Origin of the sequence: Isoptericola hypogeus (assembly GCF_039531145.1) — a bacterium.
Lineage (GTDB): Bacteria > Actinomycetota > Actinomycetes > Actinomycetales > Cellulomonadaceae > Isoptericola > Isoptericola hypogeus.
On sequence record NZ_BAAAPM010000009.1, the window covers coordinates 429,369 to 450,133 of the forward strand.

A 20,765-nucleotide genomic window follows, 5' to 3' on the forward strand; every position below is an offset into this window, starting at 1 on the left:
AAGCCCGGGCGTCTCCTCGTCCTCCATCCAGCCGCCCGCGAGGAGGCGCTGGAGGGACTCGTCGTCGACCTCGCCGCCGACGACGAGCAGGAGCTCGTCGCCCGCCTCGAGGGTGTCGTCCACGCTGGGGGCGATCGGCATTGAGCCGCGCACGATGCAGGCGAGCACCGTGTCCTGCGGCCAGCTCACCGAGCCGACCCTGCGGCCGACCAGGACGGAGTCGGTCGGGAGCGTCACCTCGACGAGGTCCGCCCCGGACTGCTGGAAGGTGAAGATCCGCACCAGGTCGCCGACCGCGACGGCCTCCTCGACCATGGCCGTCATGATCCGCGGCGTCGACACCGCGACGTCGACCCCCCACGACCCGTCGAACATCCACTCGTTCTTCGGGTTGTTCACGCGCGCGACGGTGCGCGGCACGCCGAACTCCGTCTTGCACAAGAGGGAGAAGACGAGGTTCGCCTTGTCGTCGCCGGTGGCGCCGACGACGACGTCGGCCGCGGCGACGTCCGCCCCCTCCAGGGAGCTCAGCTCGCAGGCGTCCGCGAGGAGCCAGTCGGCCTCCGGGACCTGGGCGACGCGCATGGCTGCGGGGTTCCTGTCCACGAGCACCACCTCGTGGTCGTGCGACAGAAGCTCTCGGGCGATGGACCGGCCCACCGAGCCGGCGCCGGCGATGACGACGCGCATCAGTCCTGCACCTCGCTGGGGGCGTGCGTGAGCATGCGCTCGACCGCCGCCGAGTCGTCGCCGCGCATCAGCACGTGGAGGACGTCGTTCTCCTGCAGCACCGTGTCGGCGGTCGGCAGCAGTCCGTCGGTGTAGCGGGACAGGAACGCGACGCGGGCGCCCGTGGCGGACTCGATGCGACGCACCGTGGACCCGGTCCAGCCGGGGTGGTAGTCGAGCTGGGCGAGCCGCACCTGCCCGGACGGGTCGCGGTACTCGTCGGTCGCGCCGAGGGGCAGCATGCGACGCAGGACCTGGTCGGCCGTCCAGCGCACGGTCGCGACCGTCGGGATCCCGAGGCGCTGGTAGATCTCCGCGCGGTGCGGGTCGTAGATGCGTGCCACGACGTTCTCGACGCCGTACGTCTCGCGGGCCACGCGCGCCGCGAGCACGTTGGAGTTGTCGCCGTCGGAGACCGCGGCGAACCCGTACGTGTCCTCGATCCCGGCCTGGGTCAGCGTGTCGCGGTCGAAGCCGACGCCGGTGACCTTCTGGCCCGCGAAGTCGGCGGGGAGCCGGCGGAAGGAGTCCGGGTTCTGGTCGACGACGGCCACCGAGTGGCCGCGGGACTCGATCGTCTGCGCGAGCGTCGAGCCGACGCGGCCGCAGCCCATGATCACGAAGTGCACGAGCGAAACGCTATACCTCCTCGCTCCTGCGCTGCCCCTCGGCCCACGCCACGCGGCAGGACCGCGCCGATGCGCCCGGCGGGGCATAGCATGGGTCGTCGTGTCGGACATCGCGGACGCCGCCAAACGGCTCCTCATCGGGCGCCCCATGCGCAGCGAACACCTGGGGCACACACTGCTGCCGAAGCGCATCGCGCTGCCGGTGTTCGCCTCCGACGCGCTGTCGTCGGTCGCCTACGCCCCGGACGAGATCCTCCTCACGCTCGCGATCGCCGGTATCGCCGCCACGACGGTGTCGCCCTGGGTGGGCCTCGCGGTGGTCGTCGTGCTGCTGGTCGTGGTCTCGTCGTACCGGCAGAACGTGCGCGCCTACCCGTCGGGCGGAGGCGACTACGAGGTCGCGACGACGAACCTCGGGCCCGCGGCGGGCACGGGTGTCGCGTCGGCGCTGCTCGTGGACTACGTCCTGACGGTGGCGGTGTCGATCTCGTCGGGCACCCAGTACGCCGCCTCCGCACTGCCGTTCCTGCGCGGCCACGAGGTGCTGGTGGCGATCACCCTGGTGGTGCTGCTCACGGTGATGAACCTGCGCGGCGTCCGGGAGTCGGGCCGGTTCTTCGCGATCCCCACGTACTGCTTCATGTTCCTCATCGGGCTCGTCGGCGTGGTCGGCGCGGCCCGCTACTTCTCCGGCACGCTCCCGATGGCGGAGAGCGCCGACTTCGAGCTGGTGCCGACCGAGGGCTTCGACCAGGGGCTCACCGGCGTGGCCGGCGCGTTCCTGCTGGCCCGCGCGTTCGCCTCCGGCTGCGCGGCCCTCACCGGCGTCGAGGCCATCAGCAACGGCGTGCCGGCCTTCAAGCGACCCAAGTCGCGCAACGCGGCGACGACCCTCGCCCTGCTCGGCACCATCTCCGCGACGATGATGATCACGATCCTGCTGCTGGCCCAGGCGACCGGCGTGCACTACGTCGAGGACCCGGCCAGCCAGATGACCTCCGGCGGCACGCCGCTGCCGGAGGACTACAACCAGCATCCGGTGATCAGCCAGCTCGCCGAGGCGGTGTTCCAGGGCTTCACCCCGGCGTTCGTGGCCGTCTCGATCGTCACGGGCATCATCCTCGTCCTCGCGGCGAACACGGCGTTCAACGGCTTCCCCGTGCTGGGGTCGATCCTCGCGAAGGACGGCTACCTGCCGCGCCAGCTGCACACCCGCGGCGACCGGCTCGCGTTCTCGAACGGCATCATCACGCTCGCGGTCGCGGCGATCGTCCTCATCGTCGCCTTCGACGCCCAGGTGACCCGGCTCATCCAGCTCTACATCGTCGGGGTGTTCGTCTCGTTCACCCTCTCGCAGCTGGGCATGCTGCGGCACTGGACGCGGGCGCTGCGCACCGAGCCGGACCCGCGGGAGCGGTCGCGGATGCACCGCTCGCGGCTGGTCAACGGCGTGGGCTTCGCGATGACGGCCACGGTGCTCGTCATCGTGCTCGCGACGAAGTTCACGCACGGCGCATGGATCACGATCCTGGCCATGGGCGTGCTGTTCGTGCTGATGCGCGGCGTCCGCAAGCACTACGAGCGGGTGCGCGACGAGCTCGAGCTGGACGACACCTCGGCCGCCCGCGCCCTGCCGAGCCGCGTGCACGCCATCGTGCTCGTCTCGAAGATCCACAAGCCGACGATGCGGGCGCTGGCGTACGCGCGGGCGTCCCGGCCGTCCATGCTCGAGGCGGTCACGGTCGGGGTGGACCCCGAGGAGATCGACGACCTGCGCTCGCGCTGGGAGGCGCTGGACCTGCCGGTGCCGCTGCGGGTCCTGGACTCCCCGTTCCGCGAGATCACCCGGCCGATCCTCAAGTACGTGCGGTCGGTGCGGCGCGAGTCCCCGCGCGACCTGGTGGTGGTCTACATCCCCGAGTACGTCGTCGGGCACTGGTGGGAGCAGCTGCTGCACAACCAGTCCGCCCTGCGGCTCAAGGGCAGGCTGCTGTTCACCCCGGGCGTGGTCGTCGCCTCGGTGCCGTGGCAGCTCTCCTCGACCCAGGGGCAGACCGGGCTCGAGGGCACGAGCTACACGCCGCACGGCCGCTTCTGACCGGTCGTCCCGCACGAGGGGCCGACGCGAGCCTGCCGAGGAGTCGGCATGCGGACGGGCAGGGGAGAATGGTCCCCATGCCCCGTCCCCGCCGCTCCGCCCCGCGCCCCCGTCCCGCCGTCGTCGACCCGGAGGTGGGCCGCGAGGTCGAGCTCGAGATCGGGCCCGTCGCGCACGGCGGGCATTGCGTGGCCCGCCTCGACGGGCGGGTCGTCTTCGTGCGGCACACGCTGCCCGGGGAGCGTGTGCGGGCGCGCGTCACCGAGACGGGGTCGCGGTTCTGGCGCGCGGACGCCGTCGAGGTCCTCGAGGCGTCGCCCGACCGGGTGCCGTCGGCCTGGCCCGAGGCCGGGCCCGGCGGGGTGGGCGGCGGCGAGCTGGCGCACGCAGCGCTCGGCGCCCAGCGCCGCTGGAAGGCCGCCGTGCTGGTCGAGCAGCTCGCGCGCCTGGCCAAGATCGACCGCGAGGTCGAGGTCGAGCCGGCACCGGGCGACGACGAGCGGGGCGGCCTCGGCTACCGCACGCGCATCGACCTGGTCGCCGACGCCGAGGGCCGCGCCGGGATGCGCGGCTTCCGCTCGCACGACGTCGTGCCGCTTGTCGCGATGCCGCTCGCCTCGGAGAAGGTGGCCGCGCTCGCCGAGGCCGAGGGCGTCTGGACCCGGCGCTGGGCGCCGGGCGCCCGCCTGGAGCTCGTCGCCCCCGCGGGCGACGCCGACCCGGCGCTGCTGGTGGACGGCACCCCGTGGCGCAAGGGCCGCGCCGACACCCGGCCCAACGCGCGTCGTGCCGTGACCGAGACGCTCCGGGTCGCGGCGAGTCGCGTCGACGGGGAGTTCCGCTACCGCGTCGCCGCCGACGGCTTCTGGCAGGTGCACCGCGAGGCGCCGGCCGTCCTGTCCGGGGCGGTCCTCGAGGCCCTCGGCGACGTCGAGGGCGCGCAGGTGCTCGACCTGTACTCCGGCGCCGGCCTGTTCACGCTGCCGCTCGCGGCGGCCGTGGGCCCGTCCGGCCGCGTCGTGGCGGTGGAGGGCGACGCTCGCGCGGTGAAGGACGCGCGCCGCAACGCCCACGACCTGCCGCAGGTGGAGCTGCACCTCGGCGCCGTGGACCGCGTCCTCGCCGAGGGGGACGCCGGGGGGTCCGGGGTCGGCCGCGCCGACGTCGTCGTGCTCGACCCGCCGCGCGCGGGAGCCGGGCGGGCCGTGGTGGACGCCGTCGCGGACCGCGGGCCCCGGCGCGTGGTCTACGTCGCGTGCGACCCGGCCGCCCTGGCCCGCGACGTCGCGTACCTCGGCGGGCACGGGTACGAGCTGACCGGGCTGCGGGCGTTCGACCTCTTCCCGCACACCCACCACGTCGAGGCCGTCGCCGTCCTCGACCGGTAGCCGGCTCGGCGCGTACCGTCGCGGCATGGGGCGTACCGGGAGCGAACGGGGCGGCACCGTGCGCCGCTGGCTGCCGCTGCGGCTGGCGCTGGTCGTGCTCGTCGTGGCGCTCGCGGCGGTCGTCGCGCTCCTCGCCCGGTCGACGGACCGCCTCGTGCTCGCCACGTACCGCGGCGTGCCCGGGGGAGTGGAGGCCGACCTGGCTGACCCCGAGCTGGGCTGGGTGCTCGGCGACGACGGGAAGCTGGCCGTCTACGCCGCGGGCAGCTCGTCGTGCCCGTGGGTCCCGACGCGGGTCACGGCGGACGGGAACCACCTGGTCGTTCAGCTCGGGTCCGGTGGCGAGGACGACGGTGCCCTGCACCGATGACCTCGCCTGGACGACCAGCGTCGTCGCCGTCCCGGCCGGGGTCGACCCTGACGGGATGACGGTCGAGGTCTGGCCGGTCGAGCCGGCTTACGAGTGACCACCCGCTCCGTGCGGCGGCGTGCCGGGGTCAGGGCGTCAGGCGGCGACGCGGCCCTCTGCCGACGCGAAGCCGAGCCACGTGTGCCGGTTGCGCCACCAGCACCAGCCGACCTTCGGCGCGCCGCGCCGCTCGCTGCCGTCGCGGCCCGTGCCGTTCGAGATCCAGACCGCGGGCGTGCGGGCGTCGTAGGTCCCGTCCGCCTTCCGCAGGCGCGAGGCGATCGTCATGAAGCACAGGTTGCGCTCGAGGGTGCCGGGCGCCTGCAGCACCCAGTGGATGCCCTCGGCCAGGGTGAGCGGGCTACGACCCCGGCCCGCGATGGCGGGGGCGGCCTCCTCAGGCGACCAGTTCGCCAGGTCGTCGCCGCGGTCGAGGCCGGCGACGGCGTAGACGTCGGCGTCGGGCACGTCGACCCCGGGGACCGGGGCGAAGTCGTCGACGTCGGGCATGTCGACGACGACGAAGCCGGAGCGCTCCACGGGTCGGCGCCGCACCGTGGCCGTGAGCCGCAGGTGCCCGGCGAGCGCGGACGGCGGCAGCAGGCGCGGGTGCACGACGAGCAGCGAGCCCGGGGCTGCCGTCGCCTCGAGGCGCGCGGCCGCGGCCCGCAGGGCGTCCGCGGGCAGGGCCCGGGTCGGGACGATGCCGTGCGCGACGAGGACGTCGGCCTGGGCCGTGAGGGACGGCAGAGGCGGGAGGGCCGGGGCAGCGGCGGGGAAGTCGGTGGCGGAGTCGGCGGCGGAGTCTGTGGCGGGAGTCGTCATCGGGCGTCCTTCCGGTCGAGGGCAGCAGCACAACGAGGCCGGCGGCGGGATTGTTCCCGTCCGGCGTACGGGAATCTTGGCCGACGGATCGCGGCCCCGCTTCGGCGGCTCGCCGCGCGCCCGCGACGCGCACCGGCGAAGTATCTTGACGTCAAGATATATGGGCTATGCTGGGCACAGCCCGGCGGCGCGTGCGTACGCTGGGCGGAGCCCCCCGGAACCACGGCGTCGGACCGTCTCGTCGCAGCCTCGTCGCAGCGCCTGCACGGTGATCGCGCCGGTCAGCCCCGTAGAAGGAGCCGCAGTGAGCAGCGTGGACACGTTCGGATCGAAGGGAACGCTGGAGGTCGGCGGGAAGTCGTACGAGATCTTCCGCCTGTCCGCCGTGGAGGGCGCCGAGCGCCTCCCGTACTCCCTCAAGATCCTCGCCGAGAACCTCCTGCGCACCGAGGACGGCGCCAACATCACCGCCGACCACGTGCGTGCCCTGGCGTCCTGGGACCCGGACGCCCAGCCCGACACCGAGATCCAGTTCACGCCCGCCCGCGTGATCATGCAGGACTTCACGGGCGTGCCGTGCGTCGTCGACCTCGCCACGATGCGCGAGGCCGTCGCCGAGCTCGGCGGCGACCCGAAGCGGATCAACCCGCTCGCCCCCGCCGAGATGGTCATCGACCACTCCGTGCAGATCGACGTCGCCGGCCGCGCCGACGCCTTCGCCCGCAACGTCGAGTTCGAGTACGAGCGGAACCACGAGCGCTACCAGTTCCTGCGCTGGGGCCAGACGGCGTTCGACGACTTCAAGGTCGTCCCCCCGGGCACCGGCATCGTGCACCAGGTCAACATCGAGTACCTGGCGCGCACGATCATGACCCGCGAGGTGGAGGTCGACGGGCAGCAGGTGCTGCGCGCCTACCCCGACACGTGCGTCGGCACCGACTCGCACACCACGATGGTCAACGGCCTGGGCGTGCTCGGCTGGGGCGTCGGCGGTATCGAGGCGGAGGCGGCCATGCTGGGCCAGCCCGTGTCGATGCTCATCCCGCGCGTCGTGGGCTTCAAGCTCTCGGGCTCCATCCCCGCCGGCGTGACTGCGACCGACGTCGTGCTCACCATCACGCAGATGTTGCGCCAGCATGGCGTGGTCGGGAAGTTCGTCGAGTTCTACGGCGAGGGCGTGGCCCAGGTGCCGCTCGCGAACCGCGCCACCATCGGCAACATGTCCCCGGAGTTCGGCTCCACGGCGGCGATCTTCCCGATCGACGGCGTGACGCTGGACTACCTGCGCCTCACGGGCCGCAGCGACGAGCAGCTCGCGCTCGTCGAGGCGTACGCCAAGGAGCAGGGCCTGTGGCTGGACCCGAGCGCCGACACGTACGTCGAGCCGAAGTTCTCCGAGTACCTCGAGCTGGACCTCGGCACCGTGGTGCCGTCCATCGCCGGCCCGAAGCGCCCGCAGGACCGCATCGAGCTCGCGCACGCCAAGTCCGCGTTCGCCCGTGACCTCCCTGCGTACGCGCCCGAGGTCATCGACTCGGTGGACGAGGCCGAGAAGGAGTCGTTCCCGGCCTCCGACTCGCCGTCCACGCACGCCCAGGTGCGGCGCACCGTGCCGGTGACGGACAGCGAGGGCAAGCAGTTCGACCTGTTCCACGGCGCCGTCGCGATCGCGTCGATCACGTCGTGCACCAACACGTCGAACCCGTCGGTCATGCTCGCGGCGGCGCTCCTGGCGAAGAAGGCCGTCGAGAAGGGCCTGGAGTCCAAGCCGTGGGTCAAGACCTCGATGGCGCCCGGCTCGCAGGTCGTGACGAACTACTACGAGAAGGCCGGCATGTGGCCGTACCTGGAGAAGCTCGGCTTCCACCTGGTCGGTTACGGCTGCGCCACCTGCATCGGCAACTCCGGCCCGCTCGACGAGAAGATCTCCGAGGCCGTCAACGAGCACGACCTGTCCGTCGTCTCGGTGCTCTCGGGCAACCGCAACTTCGAGGGTCGCATCAACCCCGACGTCAAGATGAACTACCTGGCGTCCCCGCCGCTGGTCATCGCCTACGCGCTCGCGGGCACCATGGAGTTCGACTTCGAGTCCGACCCGCTGGGCCGCGACGAGGCCGGCGACCCGATCTTCCTGCGCGACATCTGGCCCACGCCGGAGGAGGTCCAGGCGACGATCGACTCGTCGATCGACCGCGGCATGTTCACCAAGGACTACGCGGACGTCTTCACGGGAGACGACCGGTGGCGGGCGCTCGAGACCCCCGAGGGCGACACGTTCTCCTGGGACGCCGAGTCCACCTACGTCCGCAAGCCCCCGTACTTCGAGGGCATGGGCGCGCAGCCGGAGCCGGTCGCGGACATCACCGGCGCGCGGGTCCTCGCGAAGCTGGGGGACTCGGTCACGACCGACCACATCTCGCCCGCGGGCGCCATCAAGGCCGACAGCCCGGCCGGCGTGTACCTGGCCGAGCACGGCATCGGCCGCCGGGACTTCAACTCCTACGGCTCGCGCCGTGGCAACCACGAGGTCATGATCCGCGGCACGTTCGCGAACATCCGCCTCAAGAACCAGCTGCTGGACGGCGTGGAGGGCGGCTTCACGTTCAACTTCGTGAAGAACGCCCAGGACACCATCTACGACGCCGCGCAGGACTACGCGGCGCAGGGCACCCCGCTGGTCGTGCTCGGCGGCAAGGAGTACGGCTCCGGCTCGTCGCGCGACTGGGCGGCCAAGGGCACCGCGCTCCTGGGCGTCAAGGCCGTCATCACCGAGTCGTTCGAGCGCATCCACCGCTCCAACCTCATCGGCATGGGTGTGCTGCCGCTGCAGTTCCCCGCCGGCGAGAACGTGGAGTCGCTCGGCCTGGACGGCACGGAGACGTTCGACATCGCGGGGATCGCCGCGCTGAACGACGGCGCCACGCCGGAGACGGTCAAGGTCGCCGCCACGAAGGGCGACGGCTCGGTGGTGGAGTTCGACGCCGTCGTGCGCATCGACACCCCGGGCGAGGCGGACTACTACCGCAACGGCGGCATCCTGCAGTACGTGCTGCGCTCGCTCGTCGCCTGAGACCGGAGTGCAGCGAACGGTGAGGGCCGAGGTACGAGGCACTCGCCCGTAGCGGAACGCAGGGCTCGGGCGACCACGAGCGTCGCCTGACGTCATCGTCGGTCGAGCCTGTCGAGACCACTGCGCCCCGTCCCTCCCGCGCGGAGGGGCGGGGCGCCGTCGTCGTCCCGGGGTGTCGCCGTGCCAACGTCACCGTCGGGTCACGGTCCGAGCCGCCGTGACGTGGGCGACGACGGCGTCGAGCACGGCGGGGTCGTCGAGGACGCGGTTGTGCCCCAGACCGGACGTGGTGAGGAGCTCGCTGCCCGGGTGTGCGGCGTGGAGCCGCAGCGCGTCGCCGGGGTCCGTCATCCGGTCGTCGTCGTCCTGGACGAAGAGCGTCGGCACGTGGCGCGGCGCCGGGTGTGCGGTGAGGTCGACGCGCGACCGGAGGTCGGGCACGTTGCCGGGGTAGGTGCGCGCGACGTGCTCGCAGAACCGGTCGTGCAGGGCGGGCGGCATTCCCGCGAGCCGGAGGAACGTCTCGGCGAGGGCGTCGGCGCCCGTCTGCGCCGCCACCGCGACGTAGCGGTCGGCCGCGAGGCCGTCGTGCAGCGCGAGCCCGGCGGCGAGGCCGCCGATCGAGTGCCCGACGACGCCCGCGAAGCGGCCCTCGACCTCCTGCACGGCGCGTATCGCGGCGACGTGCTCGACGGCGGACATGTGGCGCCCCGTCGAGTCGCCGTGGGCGACGCCGTCGAACGACACCACGGCGAGCCCGGCGCCCTCGAGCGCGTCGACGAGGGCCGCCAGCCGCGAGGCCCGGCTCTGCCAGCCGTGCGCGAGGAGGACCGCCGGGGCGTCGGGCTCGCCCCAGCGGTAGGTGACGACGCGTGCGCCCGCGACCAGGACGGCTCCGCGCGTGGCGCGCTCGTGGACGGCGAGGTCGGCGGCGCGGACAGGTGCCGGCGGGCCGACGCGCCAGAAGGCGCGTGCCCCGAGCCTGACGGCGAGCGGTGGCGCGACGGCGGACAGCGCGCGGAAGCCGGCGCTGACGGCGGCGGGGATGTAGGGCACGGCGACCTCCTGGAAAAGGTGAACGATCGTTCGCACAATAACACTGAATGAACGGTCGTACACTCGTGCTCGTGAGTACGGTCGAGGTCGTGGAGCACGCGGACGGGCGCCGCGCGCGCGGGGAGCGCTCGCGGCGAGCCGTGCTCGACCACGCCGTCCAGGTGGCATCCGTCCTGGGGTTGGACGGGCTGACCTTCGGCACGCTCGCCGCCGGTTCGCCGGTGAACAAGAGCGGGATCGCGGGGCTGTTCGGCTCCAAGGAAGGGCTGCAGCTCGCCGCGGTCGCGCGCGCCCGCGACGTCTTCCGCGAGGCGGTCGTGCTGCCGGCCCGGGACGGCGACCCGGGCCTCGCGACCCTGTGGCGCACCGTGCGCGCGTGGCTCGGCTACTCCCGGAGCCGCGTGTTCGAGGGCGGCTGCTTCTTCCGCGCCGCGGCCACCGAGCTGGACGCTCGCTCACCCGGGCCCGTGCGTGACGCCGTCGTGACGGCCCTGCGCGACTGGGACGCCTACCTGGGTCAGCTGGCGCGAGGCGCCGTGGCGCGCGGGGAGCTCGACGACGGCGCCGACGTCGACCAGCTGGTCTTCACGATCGACGCCGCCCTCGACCGGGCCGACCTCGCCTCGGTCCTGCTCGACGACGCGGACGCCTACGACCGGGCCGAGGCCGCGGTGCGGGCGGTGCTCGTCGCGGCGGGGGCCTCCGGGGCCGCGCTGCGCTGACAGCCACCGCGCCGGCGACGGGGCCGGCGACGGGGCCGCGTCAGGTCACGACGGCTGGGCGCCGCCGGCCTCGCTGGCGCGCAGGCCGTAGGTCCCGGAGGTCACCGTCGTGTACGCGCGGCGGACGATCTCCTCCAGCACCGCAAGGTCGACCTTCTCGAGGTCCTTGAGGTAGAGGCAGACAAGGCCGGTCGTGTGCGGGCCGAGGCGCTCCAGGAGCTCGGTGTGCGCCTCCACCGCGTCGAGGTAGACGGTCGTCGCGGCCTTGCGGGGCGAGAAGGCGGCCGCCGGCGCGTCCCCCTCGCGGCCGCTCGGGTAGCGGTAGTGGTACTCGCCGAAGCCGACCATCGAAGGGCCGTACATGCGCGGTTCCTGGCCCGTGACGCGGGACAGCATGTCGAGCAGCGTCGCCGCGTCGCGTCGCCGCACGGGGTGCTCGACGGCAGCGACGAAGGCGCGCGGGTCCGCGTCGGTCCAGGTGGTGGTGTTCTGATTCCTGCCGGCCATGGGGCCAGTATGGGGTGCCGCGCTGCCGCGCACCGCGCGGACCGGCCGGCGGTCACGCCGCGTCGAGCAGGCGTGCCAGGGCGTGCTCGCCGATGGGCACCAGGCGCGGGTGCTCGTCGGGGTGGGCGAGCATGTTCGTCGCGTACAGCAGGGCCCACCCGGCCGCGCGGGCCCAGGTGGCGTCGTCCCACCCGCGGCCGTCGTTCGCGCGCCGCTGGACCTCCGAGCGACAGGCGTCGTGGCCGGCGGCGTCGAAGCACAGCCAGAGCGCCCCGAGGTCGGACGCCGGGTCGCCCGAGGTGACGTCGCCCCAGTCGACGACGGCCCGCAGCCGGTCCCCGGCGGCGCCGTCGGCGGGTACCACCACGAGGTTCGCGGGATGCGGGTCGCCGTGCAGCCACACCGCCGGGCCGTCGTACGGCGGGGCGTCGAGCGCGCGGTCCCAGACCCGCCGCGCCGCGTCGCGCAGCCCGGCCGGAACCCGGGCGAGCCGCTCGTCGAGCGCGCCCGGGTCGGCGTCCTCCGCCCGCCGGCGCAGCGGCACCCCGCGCACGGGGTTGGCGGGCGCGTCGTCGGGGGCGGGCACGTGCAGGGTGGCGAGGAAGGCGCCGAACGTCCCCGCCCAGGCCGTGCGGGCCGTGACCGGGGTGGCCTCCGCGCTGGTGCCGCCGACCCACGGGACGACGCTCCACGACCACGGGTAGGCGAGCGCGGCGCTCGGGCGCCCGACCCGTACCGGTGCGGGGACGGCGACGCCGGGCGCGGCCGCGCGCAGCCGTGACTCCAACCGAGGCAGCACCTGCTGCTCGTGGCGGACGAGGTGTGCGGCGGCCTCGCGGCGGGGCAGCCGCACGGCGAGCTCGTCGCCGAGACGGAGCATCACGTTGTCCCAGCCGTGCGCCACGACGCGCAGGTCGTCGAGGCCGGCTCCGTCGAGGAGGTCGGGGTGCTGCTCCTCGAGCAGAGCACGGGACAGGGGGACGTCGACGTCGATCTCGGCGGAGGGCACGAACGACATCATCGCGGTTGCGACGTCGTGGTCAAGCCCGATTCGTCCGGCACGGTGCGGCCCGGCTCTGGCCCGAGCGTCAGGGCTCGAGCTCGTGCTCGCGGCCGCGGTCCCACGGCTCGGTCCAGCCGAGCCGGTCGAACGCGGCGTCGAGGATGCCCGCGGTGAAGCCCCACACGAGGTGCGTGACGTCGCCGTCCGCCACCTCGAAGCCGGGGCCGCGCCAGGCGTGGCCGCCGCGGCGCACCACGGTGGTGACGCGGCGCGCCGGGTCGAGCAGGTCGGCCACGGGGGCGCGGAAGACGTGCGCCGACTCCGCATGGTCGACCACCCGCACCGGGGTGGGTCGTGCCCACCAGCCGAGGACCGGCGTGACGAGGTGGTTGCTCACCGGCATCGGCAGCTGCGCGAGCGTGCCGAGCACCTCCACGCCGGTGGCGTCGAGGCCGGTCTCCTCGACGGCCTCGCGCAGCGCGGCGTCGACGGGCGTCTCGCCGTCCTCCGCCCGGCCGCCCGGGAACGCGACCTGGCCGGCGTGGGAGCGCAGCGTCGTGGCTCGGGCGAGGAGGAGGACGTCCAGATCTTGCGCGACGGCGAGCGACTGCGCGTCGTGGTCCGCCTCGAGGTCGTCCAGCACCCCGAAGAGCACGAGCACGGCCGCCGGGCGCGCCGACGCCGCGTCGAGCTCGCCGCGGGCGAGGCCCCAGGTCTCGAGGAATGTCGCGTCCGCCGCCAGTGCGGCGAGCTGGGCGCGCGCGGAGGACGCCGGGAGCGAGGTCACCCGGGCAGGCTACCGCCGACCAGGCGGTCGTTCGCCGCCGAGCATGCGCCTACCACGGCTCTCGGACCCGGGACCCGGAGGTACCGCATGCTCGGCAGGAGGTGGTGGGAAGGATCCTGGCCCCTCGCGCGTTGAGCACCGGGCCGCCTCGCCCCGGCGGCATCTCCGGCACCGTCCCCAAGGAGCCTCCTTGCCCCTGTCCGACGTCCGTCCGACCCCGACCAGCCGCCAGAGCCCGACCCTCCGCCAGATCGAGACCGAGCAGGATGCCGTGCGACGCATGCACGCGCGCGTCGACGCCGACACCGAGCACCTGCGGACCCAGCTGGCGCGGGCCCTGCAGGGCCGCTCCGCCGACACCACCGTGCTCCACGACCGCGAGGCCCGGGTGCGGCTGCTCTCCCGTCGCCTGCGCGCCCTCGACGCCGCCGGGCACGCGCTGTGCTTCGGCCGGATCGACACCACGGACGGCCGCGTGCTGCACGTCGGCCGCCTGGGCCTGCAGGCCGACCCTGAGGACGCCGCCGGCGACACGCCGCTGCTGGTCGACTGGCGCGCCGACGCCGCCCGCCCGTTCTACGCCGCGACCCCCGTGCACCCGCTCGGCCTGCGCCGTCGTCGCCACCTCGCGCTCGACGGACGCACGGTCACCGGCGTCACCGACGAGCTGCTGGACGGCAGCGAGCCCGGACCCGACGACGTCGTCGGCGACGGCCCGCTGCTCGCGGCGCTCACCGCCCGCCGCACCGGCCGCATGCGCGAGGTCGTCGCGACGCTGCAGGCCGAGCAGGACGAGATCGTGCGCTCGGCCCACCGCGGCGTCCTCGTGGTCGAGGGCGGACCGGGCACGGGCAAGACCGTCGTCGCGCTGCACCGCGCCGCGTACGTGCTGGCGGCCTTCGACGGGGTCGCCGACCAAGGGGTGCTCGTGCTGGGGCCGAACTCCCGGTTCCTCGACTACATCTCACAGGTGCTGCCGTCGCTGGGGGAGAACGACGTGGTGCTGAGCACGCCCGCCGCCGTCGTGCGCGGCGCGCTGCCGCCGGGCACGGTCGCGGTGTCCCCCGACGAGGAGGACGGGGCGCGGCCCGCCGCCGACGCCGCGCTCTCCCGGGTCGCGGGGCGTGCGGCCCTCGCGGACCTGCTCGCGGACGCAGTCCGCGCCCGGCAGGCGCCCGACGACGCGCTCGCCGGCGGGTTCGTCGTGCGGGTCGGCGGCGACGAGGTGCGGCTGGCGCCGGACGTCGTCGCGGGGGTGCGCACGCGCGCCCAGGACGCGGGCCTCCCGCACCACGGCGGGCGCGCGGTGTTCCTGGAGGAGATGGCCGAGGAGATCGTCGACGCCACCGTGGCCGACGCCCGAGCCACGCTGGAGCGCATCGACGCGGAGTCCGCGGCCCTGATCGGCGGCGACCTGGACGCAGTTGTGGCCGGGGACCTGCGCCGGCTCGGGCTCGACGGGACCCCCGGCGCCGACGCCGCCGACGAGCTCGACCCGGACGCGCTGCGCGCGGAGCTGCTCGAGGGCCCCGCCCTGGACCGTGCCGTCGACGCGCTGTGGCCCCGGCTCGACCCCGGGCAGGTCGTGGCCGCGGCGCTCGCGGCCGCCGCGGCGCCGGGTGCGCTGCCCAGGACCACCGAGGACGAACGCGCGCTGCTCGCGCGGGCCGCGAGCGGGCCCTGGACCGACGCCCATCTGCCGCTGCTGGACGAGGCCGCCGAGCTGCTCGACGGCCCGCCGGCGCGCTCGTACGGGCACGTCGTGGTGGACGAGGCGCAGGAGCTGACGCCGATGCAGTGGCGGGCCGTGCTGCGCCGGTGCCCGTCGAGGTCCCTGACGATCGTCGGCGACCTCGCCCAGGCAGGGCCGTCCGCCGAGCACGACCGGTGGGCCGACGCCCTCGGGCCCGACCTGTGGCGCCGTGCCCAGGTGCGGGCCCTGACGGTGAGCTACCGCACCACGGCCGAGATCCTCGCCGTCGCGCGCCCGATCCTCGCGCGCGTCGCTCCCGCGCAGGCGCCGAGCGTCGCGGTGCGCCGCGGCGACGAGCCCCGGCGCGCGACGGCCTTGCGGGACGACCTGCGGGCCGCCGTCGTGCGCGAGGTCGGGGCCGCCGCGGACCTCGTGCCCGGGGGCCTGGTCGGCGTGCTCGCGGCCGACGACGCGGTCGCGGGCTTCGCGTCGGCCCTCACGTCGGACCTCGGCGCGGACCCCGGGACGGACGCGGACGGCGTCGACGGGTCAGGCGGCCGGGTGCGGGTCGTCCCCGTCTCGCAGGCCCGCGGGCTGGAGTTCGACGCGGTCGTCGTGGCGGACCCCGCGGGGATCGTCGCCGCCCGCTCGTGCGGGGAGCGCGACCTCTACGTGGCGCTCACGCGCGCCACGACGGCCCTGACCGTCGTCGACGTCGACTGACGGGCACCCATCGCCGAGCATGCGGTCGGTCGTGGCTGAGCATGCGGTTCCTCCGGCTTTCGGCCGTCGAGACCCGGAGGAACCGCATGCCCGGCGGGAATGCGGCGCTACCAGCTGGTGGCGACCGGCATCCCCTCGGCGTAGCCGGCGGCGGACTGGATGCCCACCAGCGCGCGCTCGTGGAACTCCGCGAGGGTCCGCGCGCCGGCGTAGGTGCAGCTCGAGCGCAGGCCGGAGGTGATCTCGTCGAGCAGGTCCTCGACGCCCGGGCGGCGCGGGTCGAGGTACATCTTGCCGGTGGAGATGCCCTCCTCGTACAGGGCCTTGCGGGCGCGGCCGAACGCGGTCCCGCCGGCGGTGCGGGCCGCGACGGCGCGGGCCGAGGCCATGCCGAACGAGTCCTTGTAGAGGCGGCCGGTGCCGTCGTCGTGCAGGTCGCCGGGCGACTCGTAGGTGCCGGCGAACCACGACCCGATCATCACCTGCGACGCGCCGGCCGCGAGCGCGAGCGCGACGTCGCGCGGGTGCCGCACGCCGCCGTCGGCCCACACGTGCTTGCCGAGCTCGCGCGCGGCCGCGGCGCACTCCAGCACCGCGGAGAACTGCGGCCGCCCGACGGCGGTCTGCATCCGGGTGGTGCACATCGCCCCGGGGCCGACGCCGACCTTGAGGATGTCGGCCCCGGCGGCGACGAGGTCGCGCACGCCGGCGGCCGTCACGACGTTGCCGGCCACCACCGGCACCTGCGGGTCCACGGACCGCACGGCCTCGAGCGCCCGCAGCATGGTGGCCTGGTGCCCGTGCGCGGTGTCGACGACGAGCACGTCCACGCCCGCGTCGAGCAGCTCGCGCGCCTTGGCGGCGACGTCGCCGTTGATCCCGACGGCCGCGCCGACACGCAGGCGCCCGGCCGCGTCGAGCGCGGGGGAGTACACGGTGGAGCGCACGGCGCCCTTGCGGGTCAGGAGCCCGGCGAGCACGCCGTCGCGCACCACCGGCGCGAGGTGGATCTTGGCCGCGTGCATCCGCTCGAACGTCGCCTCCAGGCCGTCGGCCTCGAGCTGCGCCGCGTCGAGGGTGACGAGGTCGGCGGCCATCACCTGGTGCACCTGGGCGAACCGGTCGACCTCGGCGCAGTCGTGCTCGGTGACGACCCCCACCGGGCGGCCGTCCTGCACGACGACGGCCGCGGCGTGCGCGCGCTTGCCGAGCAGCGTGAGGACCGTCGAGACGGTGTCGTGCGGGCCGACGACCACCGGGGTCTCGATGACGGGGTCCTTGGACTTGACGTCCGCGACGACGTCCGCGACGACGTCGGACGGGATGTCCTGCGGGAGTATCGTCACGCCGCCGCGGCGGGCGACCGTCTCGGCCATGCGGCGGCCGGCGACGGCGGTCATGTTGGCGACGACCACGGGGATCGTCGTGCCGGTGCCGTCGTCGGTCGACAGGTCGACGTCGAAGCGGCTGGTCACGTCCGAGCGGGACGGGACCATGAAGACGTCGCCGTAGGTGAGGTCGGTGGTGGGCTGCTGCCCGTCGAGAAAGCGCACAGGTGTCCCCTGAGATGTGGTGCCGAGGGAGGATCTTCCGTCCCTCGAACGCTCGCCGGCGGTCACGTGTTCCCGCCGGCCAGGTCGAACCTACCGCGCCGGGGGCGCCCCGGCGGCCCGGGTGTGCACGGCGAGACGTCCACGACCGCCTATTGTGGTGTGGCTATGAACGGGAGGAACGCATGGGTCTGCTGAGCGGCATCGGCTCGCCCGAGGACGTGCGCCGGCTGACGCCCGCGCAGACGACGCAGCTCGCCGGGGAGATCCGGGCGTTCCTGGTCGACCAGGTCTCGCGCACGGGTGGCCACCTCGGGCCGAACCTGGGCGTCGTCGAGCTGACGATCGCGCTGCACCGGGTCTTCGACTCGCCGCGCGACACCATCGTCTTCGACACGGGCCACCAGGCGTACGTGCACAAGCTCCTCACCGGGCGGCACGACTTCTCGGCGCTGCGCAAGAAGGACGGCCTGTCGGGCTATCCGTCGCGCGCCGAGTCCCCGCACGACGTGGTCGAGAACTCGCACGCGTCGACGGCCCTGTCCTGGGCCGACGGCATCGCCAAGGCCAACGAGGTGACCGGCCGCCGCGACCGGCACGTGGTCGCGGTCATCGGCGACGGCGCCCTCACGGGCGGCATGGCCTGGGAGGCGCTGAACAACATCGCGGCCGCCGACGACCGCCGCCTCGTGATCGTCGTCAACGACAACGGGCGCTCGTACTCGCCGACGATCGGCGGCGTCGCGCACCACCTGGACACGCTGCGCACCACCAGCGGGTACGAGTCGTTCCTCGAGTGGGGCAAGCGGACGCTGCACCGCACCGGGGCCCCCGGCCGCTTCGCCTACGACTGGCTGCACGGGCTGAAGAAGGGCCTCAAGGACGTCGTCGCGCCGCAGGGCATGTTCGAGGACCTGGGCCTGAAGTACGTCGGGCCCGTGGACGGGCACGACGAGGTCGCGACCGAGCACGCGCTGCGCCGCGCCAAGGCGTACGGCGGGCCCGTCATCGTGCACGTCATCACCGAGAAGGGCCGCGGATACACGCCGGCGGAGCAGGACGTCGCCGACCGCTTCCACGCCGTCGGGCGGATCCACCCCGAGACCGGGCTGCCGGTCGCGCCGTCGCGGTTCGGCTGGACCAAGGTCTTCGCCGACGAGATCGTGCAGATCGGGCACGCCCGGCCCGACGTCGTCGCCATCACCGCGGCGATGCTGCACCCTGTCGGCCTGGCGCCGTTCGCCCAGGAGTTCCCCGACCGCACGTTCGACGTCGGCATCGCCGAGCAGCACGCCGCGACCTCTGCCGCGGGCATGGCGTTCGCCGGGCTGCATCCCGTCGTGGCGGTCTACGCGACGTTCCTCAACCGCGCGTTCGACCAGGTGCTGATGGACGTCGGCCTGCACAAGGCAGGTGTGACGTTCGTCCTCGACCGGGCCGGCATCACCGGGGAGGACGGGGCCAGCCACAACGGCATGTGGGACATGGCGATGCTGCGCATCGTGCCGGGCCTGCGCCTGGCCGCACCGCGCGACGAGCCCACCCTGCGCGCGGCGCTGCGGGCGGCCGTCGACGTCGACGACGCGCCCACGGTGGTGCGGTACACGAAGGGGGCGCTCCCCGACCCGATCCACGCCCTCGAGACGCTCGACGGCGTGGACGTCGTCGCGCGGCACACCCCGGGCGGCGGCGCGGCCGCGGGCCGGCGCGTGCTCGTCGTCGGCGTCGGCTCGATGGTGGGCTCGGCGCTCGCGGCCGGGGAGTCGCTGGCGGCGCACGGCCTGGAGGTCGACGTCGTCGCCCCGACGTGGGTGCTGCCGGTACCGGAGGCGCTCGTGAAGCTCTCCGGGGAGCACGACCTCGTCCTCACGCTGGAGGACGGCGTGGTCGACGGCGGCGTAGGCGCGACGCTCGCCCAGCGCGCGGCCGAGCAGGGCGTCCGCACGCCGTTCGTGCACACCGGCCTCCCGGTGGCCTTCCTCGACCACGCCAGCCGCGAGCAGGTCGTCACCGCGCAGCGGATGCGGGCCGAGGACGCCGTGCGGGACGCCCTGGCGGCGCTCGCGCGCGACTGAGCGGGTTGCCGCCGTCGGCCGGCGCGCCGCTAGCCTCGCCGTCATGATCTGGCTCTTCGACCTGGACAACACGCTCGTCGGCCGGGACGACGCGTTCGCGGCCTGGGCGGCCGCGGCCGTCTCCGCGTCCGACGGGACCGAGGCCGACCTCGCGGCGATCGTCGCGGCCGACGAGGGCGGCTTCTCGCGCAAGGCGGACCTGGCACGCGTCATCGTCGACCGCCTCGGGTGGGACGACGACGTCCCGGCGGCGGTCGAACGCTTCCGCGCGGGCATCCGCGACCACGTGCGGGCCTACGACGGCGTCCTGTTCTCGCTCGACGTGCTGCGCGCCGCCGGCCACCGGGTGGCCGTCGTGACCAACGGGGACTCGGCGCAGCAGCGCGGCAAGATCGCGCGGTGCGCCGTCGAGCCGCACGTGGACGCGATCGTCGTCTCCGACGAGGAGGGGGTGGCCAAGCCCGACCCCCGCATCCTCGAGATCGCGCTGGAGCGGCTCGGCGCCGCGGACGTCGATCGGCGATCCGTGTGGATGGTCGGCGACGCCGCGCACGCCGACGTCGCCGTGGGTCGTGCGGCCGGCACCCGCACCGCCTGGGTGTCGCACGGCCGGGCCTGGCAGGGCGCCGACCGGCCCGACGTCGTCGCCGCCACGACGCGCGAGGTGATCGCGCTCGCGGCGTCCCCGGAGGTGTCGCGCCGCGCCTGAGCGGCCGGCTTGCCCCAGGGCGCCGTCCGCCGACGGTCGGTAGCGTGGCGCCATGACCCTGCAGCCGCTCGACGAGGACTGGTCCACGGCGCTCGCCGTGGTCGCGCACCCGGACGACATGGAGTTCGGCGCGGCGGCGGCCGTCGCCCGCTGGACGGGCCAGGGCAAGCGCGTCGTCTACACGATGGTGACGAGCGGCGAGGCCGGGATCGACGGCATGCACCCCGACGAGGCGCGTCGCGTTCGTGAGGGGGAGCAGGTCGCCTCCGCGCGGGCCGTCGGCGTCGACGACGTGGAGTACCTCGGCTTCGCCGACGGGGTGATCGAGTACGGCCTGCCGCTGCGCCGGGCGATCGCGGGCGCGGTGCGCCGGCACCGCCCCGAGGTCGTCATCACCGGCAACTACCGCGAGACGTTCCCCGGCGGGATGCTCAACCAGGCCGACCACATCGCGACCGGCCGCGCCGTCGTCGACGCCGTCCGCGACGCCGGGAACCGCTGGGTCTTCGCCGACCAGCTCGAGGCCGACGGGCTCGAGCCGTGGGGCGGCGTGCGCCAGGTGTGGGTCGCCGGCTCTCCCGGCGCGGAGCACGCGGTGGACGTCACGGCGACCTTCGACGCGGGCGTCGCGTCGCTGCGCGCGCACGCCGCCTACCTCGACGGGCTGGGGTGGGAGCACTTCGACCCGGCGGAGTTCCTCGGGCGCCTGACGACGGCCACCGGAGAGGCGTTCGGCACTCGGCACGCGACGGCGTTCGAGGTGCTGAAGATGGGCTGGGACGACTGAGGCGG

At 74.5% G+C, this 20,765-nt stretch carries 17 protein-coding genes; 9 read left to right on the forward strand and 8 right to left on the reverse strand.

Features of this window, described 5'->3' with window-relative positions:
- The coding region (locus ABD254_RS19985) for a potassium channel family protein (RefSeq protein WP_344250571.1) at nucleotides 1–690 on the reverse strand (690 nt) is incomplete at its 3' end.
- On the reverse strand, nucleotides 690–1,343 hold the full coding sequence (locus tag ABD254_RS19990) for a potassium channel family protein (RefSeq protein ID WP_344250636.1): 654 nt from the start codon (nucleotides 1,341–1,343) through the stop codon (nucleotides 690–692). The genes ABD254_RS19985 and ABD254_RS19990, both read right to left, overlap by 1 nt.
- A 115-nt stretch (nucleotides 1,344–1,458) precedes the next feature.
- Between ABD254_RS19990 and ABD254_RS19995 the strand changes: the two genes are divergently transcribed.
- The 3 genes from ABD254_RS19995 to ABD254_RS20005 all read left to right on the forward strand — a co-directional run bounded on the left by ABD254_RS19995 (nucleotide 1,459) and on the right by ABD254_RS20005 (nucleotide 5,214).
- Nucleotides 1,459–3,456 (forward strand): APC family permease, encoded by a 1,998-nt coding sequence (locus ABD254_RS19995; protein WP_344250572.1) that lies wholly within the window; start codon nucleotides 1,459–1,461, stop codon nucleotides 3,454–3,456.
- A 77-nt stretch (nucleotides 3,457–3,533) separates the two neighbouring features.
- The gene (locus tag ABD254_RS20000; RefSeq protein WP_425553880.1) at nucleotides 3,534–4,844 is read left to right on the forward strand and encodes a class I SAM-dependent RNA methyltransferase; all 1,311 of its coding nucleotides are present in this window, start codon (nucleotides 3,534–3,536) and stop codon (nucleotides 4,842–4,844) included.
- A 25-nt stretch (nucleotides 4,845–4,869) separates the two neighbouring features.
- On the forward strand, nucleotides 4,870–5,214 hold the full coding sequence (locus ABD254_RS20005; RefSeq protein ID WP_344250574.1) for a hypothetical protein: 345 nt from the start codon (nucleotides 4,870–4,872) through the stop codon (nucleotides 5,212–5,214).
- 135 nt (nucleotides 5,215–5,349) lie between these two features.
- Here the strand turns inward: ABD254_RS20005 and ABD254_RS20010 are convergent, their stop codons facing one another.
- Complete coding sequence (locus ABD254_RS20010) at nucleotides 5,350–6,078, reverse strand: DUF5701 family protein (RefSeq protein WP_344250575.1); 729 nt, start codon at nucleotides 6,076–6,078, stop codon at nucleotides 5,350–5,352.
- Between the two features lie 304 nt (nucleotides 6,079–6,382).
- Here ABD254_RS20010 and acnA point away from each other — a divergent pair, with 304 nt between their 5' ends.
- A complete protein-coding gene (gene acnA / locus ABD254_RS20015; protein WP_344250576.1) occupies nucleotides 6,383–9,148 on the forward strand; it encodes an aconitate hydratase AcnA in 2,766 nt (921 codons plus the stop codon).
- Nucleotides 9,149–9,337: 189 nt separating this feature from the next.
- Here the strand turns inward: acnA and ABD254_RS20020 are convergent, their stop codons facing one another.
- Nucleotides 9,338–10,204, reverse strand: coding sequence for an alpha/beta fold hydrolase (locus ABD254_RS20020; protein ID WP_344250577.1), 867 nt, complete (start codon nucleotides 10,202–10,204; stop codon nucleotides 9,338–9,340).
- Between the two features lie 71 nt (nucleotides 10,205–10,275).
- Between ABD254_RS20020 and ABD254_RS20025 the strand changes: the two genes are divergently transcribed.
- Nucleotides 10,276–10,926 carry a TetR/AcrR family transcriptional regulator gene (locus tag ABD254_RS20025; RefSeq protein ID WP_344250578.1) on the forward strand — a complete coding sequence of 217 codons (651 nt, stop codon included), beginning with the start codon at nucleotides 10,276–10,278 and terminating at the stop codon, nucleotides 10,924–10,926.
- A 45-nt stretch (nucleotides 10,927–10,971) separates the two neighbouring features.
- On the opposite strand, the gene ABD254_RS20030 is transcribed toward ABD254_RS20025, so the two are convergent.
- The 3 genes from ABD254_RS20030 to ABD254_RS20040 all read right to left on the reverse strand — a co-directional run bounded on the left by ABD254_RS20030 (nucleotide 10,972) and on the right by ABD254_RS20040 (nucleotide 13,223).
- Entirely contained in the window at nucleotides 10,972–11,433 is a 462-nt protein-coding gene (locus tag ABD254_RS20030; RefSeq protein WP_344250579.1) for a DUF1801 domain-containing protein, read from the reverse strand.
- 52 nt (nucleotides 11,434–11,485) lie between these two features.
- Nucleotides 11,486–12,451: an aminoglycoside phosphotransferase family protein gene (locus ABD254_RS20035; RefSeq protein WP_344250580.1), complete on the reverse strand. Its 966-nt coding sequence runs from the start codon at nucleotides 12,449–12,451 to the stop codon at nucleotides 11,486–11,488.
- Nucleotides 12,452–12,521: 70 nt separating this feature from the next.
- On the reverse strand, nucleotides 12,522–13,223 hold the full coding sequence (locus ABD254_RS20040) for an NUDIX hydrolase (RefSeq protein ID WP_344250581.1): 702 nt from the start codon (nucleotides 13,221–13,223) through the stop codon (nucleotides 12,522–12,524).
- Between the two features lie 190 nt (nucleotides 13,224–13,413).
- On the opposite strand from ABD254_RS20040, the gene ABD254_RS20045 reads away from it, so the two are divergent.
- Nucleotides 13,414–15,639 (forward strand): HelD family protein, encoded by a 2,226-nt coding sequence (locus tag ABD254_RS20045; protein WP_344250583.1) that lies wholly within the window; start codon nucleotides 13,414–13,416, stop codon nucleotides 15,637–15,639.
- A 107-nt stretch (nucleotides 15,640–15,746) separates the two neighbouring features.
- On the opposite strand, the gene guaB1 is transcribed toward ABD254_RS20045, so the two are convergent.
- Nucleotides 15,747–17,192 carry a GMP reductase gene (guaB1, locus tag ABD254_RS20050; protein WP_344250584.1) on the reverse strand — a complete coding sequence of 482 codons (1,446 nt, stop codon included), beginning with the start codon at nucleotides 17,190–17,192 and terminating at the stop codon, nucleotides 15,747–15,749.
- 182 nt (nucleotides 17,193–17,374) lie between these two features.
- Here guaB1 and dxs point away from each other — a divergent pair, with 182 nt between their 5' ends.
- Genes dxs through ABD254_RS20065 form a run of 3 tightly spaced genes read left to right on the forward strand, consistent with a single transcriptional unit; the run spans nucleotide 17,375 to nucleotide 20,760 of the window.
- The gene (gene dxs, locus ABD254_RS20055; protein ID WP_344250586.1) at nucleotides 17,375–19,264 is read left to right on the forward strand and encodes a 1-deoxy-D-xylulose-5-phosphate synthase; all 1,890 of its coding nucleotides are present in this window, start codon (nucleotides 17,375–17,377) and stop codon (nucleotides 19,262–19,264) included.
- Nucleotides 19,265–19,307: 43 nt separating this feature from the next.
- Nucleotides 19,308–19,973, forward strand: a complete 666-nt coding sequence (locus ABD254_RS20060) for an HAD family hydrolase (protein ID WP_344250588.1) — start codon at nucleotides 19,308–19,310, stop codon at nucleotides 19,971–19,973.
- A gap of 52 nt (nucleotides 19,974–20,025) precedes the next feature.
- Nucleotides 20,026–20,760, forward strand: coding sequence for a PIG-L deacetylase family protein (locus tag ABD254_RS20065; RefSeq protein ID WP_344250590.1), 735 nt, complete (start codon nucleotides 20,026–20,028; stop codon nucleotides 20,758–20,760).
- Nucleotides 20,761–20,765: the final 5 nt, after the last annotated feature.

Bases quoted from the DNA above. Each gene is read 5' to 3' on its own strand.
- ABD254_RS19990 (WP_344250636.1), bottom strand. From the start codon at position 1,343: ATGGGCTGCGGCCGCGTCGGCTCGACGCTCGCGCAGACGATCGAGTCC.
- ABD254_RS20000 (WP_425553880.1), top strand. From the start codon at position 3,534: ATGCCCCGTCCCCGCCGCTCCGCCCCGCGCCCCCGTCCCGCCGTCGTC.
- ABD254_RS20005 (WP_344250574.1), top strand. From the start codon at position 4,870: ATGGGGCGTACCGGGAGCGAACGGGGCGGCACCGTGCGCCGCTGGCTG.
- ABD254_RS20010 (WP_344250575.1), bottom strand. From the start codon at position 6,078: ATGACGACTCCCGCCACAGACTCCGCCGCCGACTCCGCCACCGACTTC.
- ABD254_RS20030 (WP_344250579.1), bottom strand. From the start codon at position 11,433: ATGGCCGGCAGGAATCAGAACACCACCACCTGGACCGACGCGGACCCG.
- ABD254_RS20035 (WP_344250580.1), bottom strand. From the start codon at position 12,451: ATGTCGTTCGTGCCCTCCGCCGAGATCGACGTCGACGTCCCCCTGTCC.
- dxs (WP_344250586.1), top strand. From the start codon at position 17,375: ATGGGTCTGCTGAGCGGCATCGGCTCGCCCGAGGACGTGCGCCGGCTG.
- ABD254_RS20060 (WP_344250588.1), top strand. From the start codon at position 19,308: ATGATCTGGCTCTTCGACCTGGACAACACGCTCGTCGGCCGGGACGAC.
- ABD254_RS20065 (WP_344250590.1), top strand. From the start codon at position 20,026: ATGACCCTGCAGCCGCTCGACGAGGACTGGTCCACGGCGCTCGCCGTG.